Origin of the sequence: Bacillus sp. FSL R5-0820 (assembly GCF_038593385.1) — a bacterium.
Taxonomy (GTDB): domain Bacteria; phylum Bacillota; class Bacilli; order Bacillales; family Bacillaceae; genus Bacillus; species Bacillus altitudinis.
The window spans coordinates 2,787,997-2,799,474 of record NZ_CP151991.1 but is presented as its reverse complement, the minus strand read 5'-3'; the positions used below and the strand labels follow the sequence as shown (position 1 = coordinate 2,799,474).

Below are 11,478 nucleotides of genomic sequence, written 5' to 3'. Positions count from 1 at the left end.
TATTGAAACAGAACCCATATCTTAAAATAAGAGAGAAGAAGGAGGGAATGCGAATGTCGTTTGTTCAAAAGACCGTACTTCTTTTTATCGGCGCACACTTTTTATCATCTGCGGTGATTTTACTCGTGTTTGATTTAAATGCGGTGAACCATTTCATGAATGATTTCTCGTGGCTTCGTTTTTTTCAAGACCTATATGGAACGGTGACATTTTATACAGCATGCATCGGAATGTTCTTCTTTTTCATTGGTGTAGTGATTCCCCTTAAAAAGACCTAGTGCTTTTTGCTGTACACGTTACATAAAAGTCATTAAAATTGTAAATAAATATATAAAATAAAAAGGAAGCTGATGAGCATGCTGTTTTTTTATTTTTTAACATTTGCCGCATTGGGATTGTCTTTTTGGGCACAATTTAAAGTAAAGAATAATTTTGAAAAGTATTCAAAGGTTGAAGCTGCCAGTATGAAAACAGGTGCTGAAACCGCTCGATATATTTTAGATCGCAACGGGTTATACGACGTACCCGTTGAACCGGTAAGAGGAACTTTGACTGATCATTACGACCCGACGCAGCGTGTGGTTCGTTTATCTGAACCAGTGTATTATGGCCATTCCATTTCGGCCATTTCAGTCGCATCACACGAGGTTGGACATGCCTTGCAGCATCAGGAATCCTATGGTGCGCTTGTCTTGAGACATAAGATTTTCCCTGTCGTGAACTTTGCATCTGGTGTTGCCCCGCTTCTTTTCCTAGGTGGATTATTGCTCGGCAGCCTTAACTTAATCGGGCTTGGGATCGTTTTGTTCTCAGCTGCTGTGTTCTTTCAGCTAGTGACATTGCCTGTTGAGTTTAACGCAAGTTCTCGTGCAAAGAATATCATTGTTTCAGAAGGAATCATTAGAAGCAGTGAAGAAAGAGGCGTGAACAAGGTGTTAAATGCCGCAGCTCTTACGTACGTAGCAGCGGCCCTTGTCTCCCTGTTTGAATTGCTCCGTTTTGTAATGATCTTCCTAAATGGCCGTAATGATTAATTGACGCCAGAGGAGGTGAGCCCTTACCCGTGTTAGGTAAGGGTTTTTTTGTATATTTTAAACGTATTTTTAGTCCTATTACTCATTGCTGCGACAGCATTTTTTGTTGTCACTGAATTTGCGATTGTGAAAATTAGAGGCTCAAAAATCAATCAGCTGATTGAAAGCGGTGATAAGAGAGCCATTCATGTTCAGAAACTGACAACCAACCTTGATGAATATTTATCTGCCTGTCAGCTTGGTATTACCATCACGGCATTAGGCTTAGGGTGGTTAGGGGAGCCGACAGTGGAACATTTCCTGCATCCGCTTTTTGAAAAGGCAGGGCTTCATTCCGCTTTGACAGACATCATATCGTTTATCATTGCCTTTGTGATCATTACGTTTTTGCATGTTGTCGTTGGGGAACTTGCTCCCAAAACGATTGCCATTCAAAAGGCAGAAGCCGTCAGTCTTGTGACGGCAAAACCTCTTATTTTTTTCTATAAAGTCATGTATCCGTTTATTAAAGCATTAAATGGGGCTGCACGAGGCATTGTGAAATTATTTGGTTTTCATTCTGTCAAAGAACATGAAGTGGCGATCAGTGAGGAAGAATTGCGTCTCATCCTGTCTGAAAGCTACGAAAAGGGCGAGATCAACCAATCTGAATACAAATATGTCAATAAAATATTTGAATTTGATAACCGAGTGGCGAGAGAGATCATGATCCCGCGCACAGAAATCTCTGCCATTGAAATTGAACAGAGCCTGGAAGACGTGACGCATTATATGCTGAACGAAAGGTATACACGTTATCCTGTCATTAAAGAAGATAAAGATCATGTCATTGGTGTGATCAATAGCAAAGACGTATTTAAAGCAAGTTTTCTTAATCAAGAGGTGTCCATTGAAGACTTAATGCGCCCTGTTATTCGAGTCATTGAAAGTACACCGGTTCAAGAACTGCTGATTTTGATGCAAAAGGAACGGATTCATATGTCGGTGCTTGTAGATGAATACGGCGGAACAGCAGGTCTCGTCACAGTTGAAGACATATTAGAAGAAATTGTGGGGGAGATTCGGGACGAATATGATCAAGATGAAACCCCACATATTGTGAAAAAAGGTGACTTCCACTATGTCATGGATGGAAAAGCCTTGATCGATGAAGTAAATGATTTATTGGATTTAGCGATTGAAAATGATGATGTTGATACAATTGCCGGTTGGATGATGACGCATAAAATTGACTTTGACATTGGAGATATCATTGAAGCAGAAGGCTGTGAATTTAAAATCGTCGATGCAGAAGATCATCATATTCGAACCATAGAAGTAAAAAAGGTTCACTTTTCCTAAAAACCTCGGAGCTATTGACGAGGTTTTTTTGCTTGGTAAACTTTAGGTAAGAAGATTTGTTTCTGCCAACCGGCAGTGATTGGTTTCACATAAAAAGGGTATGGTTTTATAGAGATGATCAAAAGGAGCAGAGAAATGAAAAAAATCAATGTACAAACAGACAAACACGATGACATGATAGACATTACCCATGAAGTTCAGCAATATGTCCGGGAAACTGGGATTCAAAACGGAACGGTTATGGTCTATTGTCCACATACGACGGCTGGAATCACCATTAATGAAAATGCCGACCCAGACGTCAAACGAGATATGCTGCGCCGGCTTGACGAAGTCTTTCCGTGGGAACATCCAAAAGATCGTCATATGGAAGGCAACACAGCAGCGCATATGAAAGCTAGTTATATGGGAGCATCTCAGCATGTTCTTGTCCATCATGGTGATCTTGTGCTTGGAACGTGGCAGGGAATCTATTTTTGTGAGTTTGACGGACCGAGACATCGTCACTTTTATGTACAGGTGTCATCTAACGAGTAAGGGCGGGGGAGAAGATGGGAGAATTCACAGCGTTACTTCAAATTGAACATGGCATCATTCAAGCACCAATGGCAGGAGGAGCGGTGACGCCGCAGCTTGTCGCTGCTGTTTCACAATATGGCGGTCTCGGCAGTTTAGCAAGTGGTTATGTACAGCCTGAAAAGATGAGGCAGCAAATCAGACAGGTCAAACAGCTGACATCTCGTCCATTTCAAGTGAATGTGTTTGTCCCTGAACCCATTTCAGAAACGAAAACAGAAGATGTATCATTTTGGACAGATCGGCTACCTGTCATTCCAGAAGCACAGATGATCCCTAGCGAGGAAGAATTATGGAAGGACTATGAACAAAAAATCAACATTCTTCAAGAAGAAGAAGTCCCAGCTGTGTCGTTTACATTTGCCTGTCCAAACGAACAAACAATTCATCACCTGAAACAAAAGGGGATCTTTCTCATCGGAACAGCTACAACAAAAGAAGAAGCACTACTTTTAGAAGAAAAAGGAATGGATGCCGTTGTCCTGCAGGGAAGTGAAGCAGGAGGGCACCGAGGCACCTTCTTACCTTCAAAGGGAGATGCTCTGCAGGGACTTTTCTCCCTGATCAGTGATGTCAGATCCGTCTGTCATATCCCATTGATCGCCGCTGGAGGGATCACAGACCGGACCACTATGAAAGCAGCACTAGCACTTGGAGCGGATGCGGTTCAAATAGGGACACGATTTTTAGCGAGTCAAGAAAGTGCTGCGGCAGATGTGTACAAAAAGGCGCTGTTACAGGCAGAAGGCAGTGAAACAGCGATGACACGGCTTTTCTCTGGAAAAAAAGCCAGAGGTATTGTCAATCAGTGGATGGAGGAAGAAAGACGAAATGAAGACCGGGTTCTTCCTTATCCCATACAGCACGTATGGACAACACCGATGCGAAAAGCGGCAGCTGCTGCAGGAAACCGAGAACAAATGGCTCTTTGGGCAGGTCAGGGGGTTGGCCGCATTCTCTCGATTTTAACCGTTGAAGAGATCATGCATGAACTCACGCAGAAATAATTTGATAATGGGTGGTGTGACAGGATGGATATCTTAAAACATTCATATCGGAAAAAAGGACAAATTGAATTTCTATTTGATGATTTTCCGCACTCCCCTGCCGTCCTTACCCCCATTCGTCATTACTATTTCGTTCGTTATGTCAAATGGAATCAGCACGACCCTCCAGTCACAAGAAACGATCTAGAAGAAATGGAAATCCTAGCAAACACAATGCTTGGCACGCTCCATGATTACCGCAAACGCAAGGCATACAAAGGCCCCTTGTCATAACCTATAGACAAGAGGCCCTTTTTAGCTACCAAACATTTGCCTGAGATAAATAACATCCATCCTAGTAGTCTGCGGCAGTAAATAAGCGGACTGAACAGCCCCTGGCCGTCTTCTGGCATTTAATTTATCGATAATCTCTGCAGCTGTTAAGATCCCAAGCCCATGCCCATAATATTGATCTTCCCCTAAGTAAATCACATTTTCTCCGCGCCATTGAGACTGTTGATAGCTAAACTCTGGATTCTCGAAATATAGGCAATCCCCATAAATAAAATCATTTCCGCGCTCTGTATAAATGGATAATGTATCATAGTGCCAGTCATACAGCGTTAAACTTCTAAGTCTTCGATTGAACTTCTCGTCTCCTACCGTTTGCAGGACTCCCATATAAAACACAATGACAATCGCTGTGGCACATTCAAAGGCATATTTTGAGCCATTTTCAAAGATGTCTTTAATCCCCGTAGATGGCTCGACTTGATAGCGCAGTTCTAACGCTCCGGCCTCTGATACACGCCAATAGGCGTCATTCGCACGGGACCTTTGAAAGATAGCAAATGAGGCACCGCTCTTGTTCAAATCTCTTGCCGCATTCATGATATTCGATCGTAAAGTCACCTCAAATAACAAATCAGATGCCTGCCTATAACGGAACGTATCATTTGAGGCTTGTAACTGCATCAAAATGATCCGCTTTTGTCCTTCTAGCTGAAACGATGCCAGCTGCTCATTTGTCACTGGCTGTCCTGAAAGGATAATCATATGAAAAGCGCCCCCTTTTGTATTAGCGTATGCGGGATGCTTGGGCAAGGAATCAATTTGTGAAAATAAACAAAAAGGCATCCTTTTTATTTGAAAAACATGAAAATAATATGAAGCTGTCCGATATAAAACATAACGTTTAAAAGGAGGAAAAACATGAAAAGTATCATAAAATGGTTGAAAAAACCATCGATTTCTAAAAGGCTGATTATTTCATTCACACTTGTTCTCGTCTTGCCTATCATTACACTCAGTACGATTTCATATCAGATTGCCAAAGAAGAATTAGATCATGAAATCATGTACGGAGCCAACGCAAGAGTCAATGAGCTGAATGACATGATCGAGCAAAAGCTTTTGAATAAGGAGAACGCAGTCAAACTGTTTACCGAAACATCCAGTGCTGCAGACTTTAAAAAGAAAAACCAGGACGAACTGTATGAGCATTTTGAGATATACAGTAAAATCAATGAAGATGATGTAGTTGGATTTTATGCAGCAAGTAAAAATCGTGATTTTATTCAGTTCCCTAAAGTGGACATGCCAAAAGGCTATGATCCAACAACTCGTGATTGGTATAAAGCGGCGATGCAGGACGAAAAAGGCGAACCTGTGGTCACCAATCCATACATCTCTGCCACAACAAACGGCATGGTTGTCACAATCGCTCAGCGTCTGAAGGACGGGTCGGGAGCCATTGGGATTGATATTGATGTTCAAGATATCGTCGATAAAATCAAAGATATTAAAATTGGACGAGAAGGATATCCAATTATTGCAAATAAAAACAAACAGATTGTAGCTCACCCAGAAGAAAAATCAGGCTCTGCAGTTACAGAAAATATTTCATCAATCCTTTACAGCGGCAAAGAAGGAACATCAACTTATGAGAATAAAGGAGAGCAAAAACGCCTCGTTTTTGTGACAAATGATTTAACAGGTTGGAAAATTGCTGGAACGATGTTTGTATCAGAAACAGAAGAAGCAGCACAGCCAGTTTGGAATTCTGCCATTATTCTTTTAATTTCTTCTTTTATCCTTGGCGGTATTGCGATCTTCTTTATCGTTCGCTCCATCACAATTGGACTTAGAAGGCTTGTTGATTTCTCAGAAAAGGTGAGTGAAGGGGATCTAACGGAAACCCTTGAAACCAAATCGAAGGATGAAATAGGAGACCTCACAAGAAGCTTTAGTAAGATGAGTGAATCTTTGCGTGAAGTTATCCGAGCGGTCCAGCAATCTGTTGACAATGTGGCTTCAGCTTCAGAAGAGCTGACTGCTAGTGCCAGCCAAACAAGTCAGGCGACAGAGCATATCACCATGTCGATTGAACAATTCTCAAATGGGAATGAAGCACAAAATGAGAAAGTCGAATCTAGCACGAATCAGCTTGTCGCAATGAATGAAGGATTACAAGGTATGTCACAAACTTCATCAGAAGTGACTGCTGTCTCCATTCAATCGACAGAAGCGGCTGGACAAGGCGGACGTATCGTTGAAAGCACAGCGAATCAAATGAAACATATCGACACATCTGTACAAGAAGCCGAACAAGTCATGAAAGAATTAGAATACAAATCTAAAGATATTACGAGCATTTTAAATGTCATTAATGGCATTGCAGATCAAACGAATTTACTCGCACTCAATGCAGCCATTGAAGCAGCAAGAGCAGGTGAATCAGGGCGCGGCTTCTCTGTCGTAGCGGAGGAAGTCAGAAAACTAGCGGTCCAATCCGCAGATTCAGCGAAAGAAATTGAAAAGCTAATCCAAGAAATTGTGTTGGAAATTTCCAAATCTCAAGAGATGTTCAAAGCTGTTAACCGAGAAGTAAATGCAGGACTTGGGATGACAGAAGAAGCAAAAGAAAGCTTCCAAAACATCTATGAGGCGGCAGAAGGTATGTCGAAAAAGCTCACTCAATTAAATGATACAGCGGTTGACCTATCAAGCGGTTCAAAAATTGTGTCACAAGCCATGCAGGAGATGCGTCAAGTTTCAAGAGAAAGTGCGGCGAACATTCAAGATATTGCGGCATCTGCTGAAGAACAATTGGCATCTATGGAAGAAATTTCGTCCTCTTCTGTCACACTTGCCAATATGGCTGAGGAACTAAAAGAGCTGACAAGTCAATTTAAAATTGATTAAAAAACGATGAAAAAATATCCAGAATTGTCTGGGTATTTTTTTTATTTTTAAACGTCATTTCCAGCCCTCTAAAAATAAACCTTTCATCCGATAATAACTTTAGAGAAGTAAAGGGGGAAAGAGAAAATGGGAAAAATGATCCAATGGTTCAAAAAACCATCCATTTCTAAAAAATTAGTTATTGCCTTTTTGGTAGTCCTCATACTGCCAACCGTCGCACTCACAATCAGTGCATTTTTTACATCAAAAACAGAGTTAGACAAACAGATTATGGGCAGTGCGATGAGTCAGGTCAATGCATTTGATACCTTAATCGATGAGAATATTGGGAACAAGGCAGAGGCTGTGACCCTGTTTACAGATGATCTCAAAGCGGCTAATCTTCAAGAAAAAAATAGAAAAGCTACCATTAAAGAATTGCAGCAATACGGAAAAATTAATGAAAAAGATGTCTCAGCCATTTATGCAGGTTCAGAAAAGGGCTTGTTCATGCAATACCCAGTTCAAAAAATGCCTGAAGGCTATGATCCGAGAGAGCGTCCGTGGTATCAAGAGGCCATGAGTGCTGATGGTAAACAAGTCATCACGAAGCCATACGTCGCAGCATCTACAGGTAAAATGGTCATCACCATTGCCCAAAAAACGAAAGATGGCTCAGGGGTAATTGGTCTTGATATGGAAATTGACAGCCTCATTCAAAAGCTAAAAGAAATTAAAATAGGTCAAAAAGGATATGCTTTCATCATGGAGAAGGATAAAACCGTGCTAGCAGATCCAACCCAAAAGCCAGGAAGCAAAGTCAATGAGAATTTGGCGAACATTATTTTTAAAAACAAACAAGGAAACGGCAGCTATACACTCAATGGAACAGATAAAAAGGTGGCGTATGTCACCAATGAACTAACCGGCTGGAAAATCGGCGGCACGATGCTCGTATCAGAAGTAGAGGATGCAGCTAAACCCGTTTTCAATACTGCCATTATTGTGTTCAGTGTGACACTGATCGTAGCAGGAACCCTCATCTTCTTTATTGTCCGCTCTATTTCAAGTAGATTATCCAATCTTGCCCGTTTCTCGAAAAAGGTCAGCGATGGTGATTTACGTGATAAACTTCAGATTCAATCAGATGATGAAATAGGACAAGTTGGTAAAGGCTTTAATACGATGATTGACTCATTAAGATCCCTCATTGGCGCCGTCCAAACCTCTGTTGAAAATGTCGCTTCTTCATCAGAAGAACTGACCGCAAGCGCAGGACAAACAAGTAAAGCAACAGAGCATATTACATTAGCCATTGAACAATTCTCTACTGGTAACGAAAGCCAGAATGATAAAGTGGAATCAAGCTCAGAAGAGTTAGAAGAAATGAACAGAGGCCTTCAGCACATGAATGAGTCGGCTGAATCGATTACCGCTTCATCCATCAAATCAACAGAGATTGCAGGAGAAGGCGGACAGCTAGTAGAAAAAACCGCCTCTCAAATGAACGTGATTGATCAATCAGTGAAAAAAGCAGAGAATGTCATCAGTGCGCTGGAAAGCAAATCAAAAGATATCACCCAGATTCTTGGTGTCATTAATGGCATCGCAGATCAAACGAATTTACTTGCGCTGAATGCAGCGATTGAGGCAGCAAGAGCTGGCGAATCTGGTCGAGGCTTCTCCGTTGTAGCAGAAGAAGTAAGAAAACTTGCTGTTCAATCTGCCAACTCAGCGAAAGAAATTGAAAACTTAATCAAAGAAATCGTTCAAGATATTGATGTATCACAAGAAGTATTCACGGCAGTAAATCAAGAAGTTCAATCAGGCTTAAGCTTTACTGAACAAACGAAAGTCAGCTTCCACAATATTTTCGACATGACCAAAGAAATCTCAGATCAGCTCCAAACAATGAATCGAACAGTTGTCCAGCTGTCAAAAGGATCTGCACATGTTTCTGAGGCTGTCCGTGAAATTGCAGACGTATCACGTGAAAGCTCCGCCAATATTCAAGACATTGCCGCTTCAGCTGAAGAACAGCTGGCATCAATGGAAGAGATCAGCTCATCCTCTGCCACCCTTTCTTCAATGGCAGAAGAATTACGTGATTTGATTAGCAAATTTAAAGTCGAATAAACAAAATGAAAAGAACCTCCAGCTAGGGGGTTCTTTTTTGAACTGAATATAACGAAAGAAATAGGTAAATATGCTTATTTTGGTGGTTTTTTGAACATTATACCTTGAAAAATAATCCGTATTACCTAAAAATAGAGGGGGATGATCCCAAATCATAAACCAAAAGGAGTAGAGTCATGAAAAAAATCAACTTTTTTAAGCACTTTACGATGTCAAAGAAATTAATTACTGCATTCTTAGCGATTCTCCTAGTGCCCATTCTTGTGTTGGCCGCATTTTCCTATGAAGTGGCGTCTAAGTCTCTCAATGATGAGATTATGTCTAGCGCTGCAAATGGTGTGAATCAATTAAATGAATTGATCAATAAAGATGTACAGCCTAAAATTGATATTGTTTCATATTTATCTAAATCGGTGAAAAAAAAGGAACTGGCCTCTAAAAATAAGGATTTACTTAAGGTGAAATTAGAGCAACTATCGGAAACAGACGACGATGTCGTAGAAGTATTTGTTGCAGATCAGAATGGTAAACTAACTGAATATTCCGAGATTCATAAAGGCAGTGCCAAAAGCGCAAAAAATGAACCATGGTTTCAACAATCAATGGGAGATGACAAACTCATCATTTCAGATCCTTTTACAGACAAGTCATCAGATGACCTGCTCATCACAATATCAGAACAGTTAGCAGATGGTTCTGGTGTCATTGGTATAAATGTACGATTGAACACGATTGTGAAAGATACAAACAGCATCAAAATTGGTCAAGAAGGTTATGCGTTTGTCGCTACCTCAGACCAACGTTACATTGCTCATAAAACGGAAAAGGCCGGGACGAAACTGACAGGCGATTTCATCGAAAAGATGTATCACAATAAAAAAGGAAGTTTCGAATATGAATTTAACGGACAGCCGAAGCAAATGTTTTATGACACAAATGAAGCAACAGGCTGGAAGCTTGCGGGAACAATGTATGTCAACGAAGTGAAGGAAGCCGCACAGCCAGTGCTTGACTTAACCATGATCATCCTAGCTGCTGCGATTGTCATCGGTGGAATCGCGATTTATTTTATTATTAAATCGATCCGAAAACCACTCATAGAGCTCTCTGAATCGGCTGAGAAAATCAGTCAGGGGGATCTCACCCAGCATATCGAGGTGCGCACACACGATGAAATCGGCAAGCTTGCACAGAGCTTTAACGATATGTCGGCAAAGCTGAAACAAGTCATTCAAGCCGTCCAGAATTCAATTGAAAATGTTGCTGCCTCATCTGAAGAATTAACAGCTAGTGCAGGACAGACAGCCCAAGCGACTGAGCATATTACCTCATCTATTGAACAGTTTTCAAACAGCAATGAACATCAAAATGAGATGATCGAAAAAAGCTCTGTCCAGTTAAACGACATGGATCGAAGCTTATCACATATGGTCAACACGACTTCTCATATGATGGAATCATCTATTGAGTCTAGCAAAACCGCTCAGGCTGGTGGAGAGCTCGTTCAAAAAACAGCAGGTCAAATGCAAACGATTGAACAAGCAGTGAAAGAAGCGGAGCTTGTGATTGCAGGGCTAGAACAGAAATCTAAGGACATTACAAGCATTCTTGGAGTCATCAACGGCATTGCAGATCAGACGAACCTCCTTGCTTTAAATGCAGCGATAGAAGCAGCACGTGCAGGTGAGGCAGGAAGAGGCTTCTCTGTGGTCGCTGAAGAAGTTCGCAAGCTTGCAGAGCAATCAGGCAGCTCTTCAAAAGAAATTGAAAGTCTGACGAACGAAATCGTAGATGAAATTGAAAAGTCGCAGAAGATGTTTAGACAAGTAGCAGGTGAGGTTCAATCTGGATTAAACATTACAGATGAAACGAAAGTGAGTTTTGAGAAAATCACCCATAAGACATCAGAAATGACAGAACAAATGAAACAAATGAACGGGTCAGCCCAAGAGCTTTCTCATGGCTCAAACGATATTTCACAAGCAGTCAATCAAATCAAAGAGCTTTCACGTGAAAGTTCCGCAGGTTTCCAAGATATTGCGGCTTCAGCAGAAGAACAGCTGGCATCAATGGAAGAGATCAGCTCATCTTCCGCCACTTTATCCCAAATGGCAGAAGAACTGAGAGAGCTCATCAAACAATTTAAAATATAAGAGTCATAGTGGAACACCTGACGTTTTGGCGTCAGGTGTTTTTCCGTTCTTTGCACATAATTTGGGTAT

10 protein-coding genes are annotated in these 11,478 nt (G+C 41.2%); 9 read left to right on the top strand and 1 reads right to left on the bottom strand.

Annotation, left to right across the window (positions count from 1 at the left end; all coding sequences use genetic code 11):
• Positions 1 to 53: 53 nt before the first annotated feature.
• From NST15_RS14560 to NST15_RS14535, 6 genes are all read left to right on the top strand, one after another.
• Positions 54 to 278: a hypothetical protein gene (locus NST15_RS14560; RefSeq protein ID WP_008345775.1), complete on the top strand. Its 225-nt coding sequence runs from the start codon at positions 54 to 56 to the stop codon at positions 276 to 278.
• 81 nt (positions 279 to 359) lie between these two features.
• Positions 360 to 1,034, top strand: coding sequence for a zinc metallopeptidase (locus NST15_RS14555; RefSeq protein ID WP_024719711.1), 675 nt, complete (start codon positions 360 to 362; stop codon positions 1,032 to 1,034).
• Positions 1,035 to 1,082: 48 nt separating this feature from the next.
• Positions 1,083 to 2,375 (top strand): hemolysin family protein, encoded by a 1,293-nt coding sequence (locus tag NST15_RS14550; RefSeq protein WP_007500537.1) that lies wholly within the window; start codon positions 1,083 to 1,085, stop codon positions 2,373 to 2,375.
• Positions 2,376 to 2,510: 135 nt separating this feature from the next.
• Positions 2,511 to 2,912 carry a secondary thiamine-phosphate synthase enzyme YjbQ gene (locus tag NST15_RS14545; RefSeq protein ID WP_007500538.1) on the top strand — a complete coding sequence of 134 codons (402 nt, stop codon included), beginning with the start codon at positions 2,511 to 2,513 and terminating at the stop codon, positions 2,910 to 2,912.
• Positions 2,913 to 2,926: 14 nt separating this feature from the next.
• The gene (locus NST15_RS14540; RefSeq protein WP_342498606.1) at positions 2,927 to 3,958 is read left to right on the top strand and encodes a nitronate monooxygenase; all 1,032 of its coding nucleotides are present in this window, start codon (positions 2,927 to 2,929) and stop codon (positions 3,956 to 3,958) included.
• Between the two features lie 24 nt (positions 3,959 to 3,982).
• Positions 3,983 to 4,231 (top strand): hypothetical protein, encoded by a 249-nt coding sequence (locus NST15_RS14535; RefSeq protein WP_342498605.1) that lies wholly within the window; start codon positions 3,983 to 3,985, stop codon positions 4,229 to 4,231.
• Positions 4,232 to 4,252: 21 nt separating this feature from the next.
• Here NST15_RS14535 and NST15_RS14530 read toward each other — a convergent pair whose 3' ends face one another.
• Positions 4,253 to 4,993 (bottom strand): protein-glutamine gamma-glutamyltransferase, encoded by a 741-nt coding sequence (locus NST15_RS14530; protein ID WP_008345763.1) that lies wholly within the window; start codon positions 4,991 to 4,993, stop codon positions 4,253 to 4,255.
• A 156-nt stretch (positions 4,994 to 5,149) separates the two neighbouring features.
• Between NST15_RS14530 and NST15_RS14525 the strand changes: the two genes are divergently transcribed.
• The 3 genes from NST15_RS14525 (at position 5,150) to NST15_RS14515 (ending at position 11,409) form a co-directional block, all read left to right on the top strand.
• Positions 5,150 to 7,141, top strand: a complete 1,992-nt coding sequence (locus NST15_RS14525; RefSeq protein WP_057079144.1) for a methyl-accepting chemotaxis protein — start codon at positions 5,150 to 5,152, stop codon at positions 7,139 to 7,141.
• Positions 7,142 to 7,267: 126 nt separating this feature from the next.
• Positions 7,268 to 9,256 carry a methyl-accepting chemotaxis protein gene (locus NST15_RS14520; RefSeq protein WP_017358968.1) on the top strand — a complete coding sequence of 663 codons (1,989 nt, stop codon included), beginning with the start codon at positions 7,268 to 7,270 and terminating at the stop codon, positions 9,254 to 9,256.
• A 176-nt stretch (positions 9,257 to 9,432) separates the two neighbouring features.
• Complete coding sequence (locus tag NST15_RS14515; RefSeq protein ID WP_007500548.1) at positions 9,433 to 11,409, top strand: methyl-accepting chemotaxis protein; 1,977 nt, start codon at positions 9,433 to 9,435, stop codon at positions 11,407 to 11,409.
• Positions 11,410 to 11,478: the final 69 nt, after the last annotated feature.

Coding starts and splice junctions, on each gene's coding strand:
- NST15_RS14560 (WP_008345775.1), top strand. CDS start 54: ATGTCGTTTGTTCAAAAGACCGTACTTCTTTTTATCGGCGCACACTTT.
- NST15_RS14545 (WP_007500538.1), top strand. CDS start 2,511: ATGAAAAAAATCAATGTACAAACAGACAAACACGATGACATGATAGAC.
- NST15_RS14540 (WP_342498606.1), top strand. CDS start 2,927: ATGGGAGAATTCACAGCGTTACTTCAAATTGAACATGGCATCATTCAA.
- NST15_RS14535 (WP_342498605.1), top strand. CDS start 3,983: ATGGATATCTTAAAACATTCATATCGGAAAAAAGGACAAATTGAATTT.
- NST15_RS14530 (WP_008345763.1), bottom strand. CDS start 4,993: ATGATTATCCTTTCAGGACAGCCAGTGACAAATGAGCAGCTGGCATCG.
- NST15_RS14525 (WP_057079144.1), top strand. CDS start 5,150: ATGAAAAGTATCATAAAATGGTTGAAAAAACCATCGATTTCTAAAAGG.
- NST15_RS14520 (WP_017358968.1), top strand. CDS start 7,268: ATGGGAAAAATGATCCAATGGTTCAAAAAACCATCCATTTCTAAAAAA.
- NST15_RS14515 (WP_007500548.1), top strand. CDS start 9,433: ATGAAAAAAATCAACTTTTTTAAGCACTTTACGATGTCAAAGAAATTA.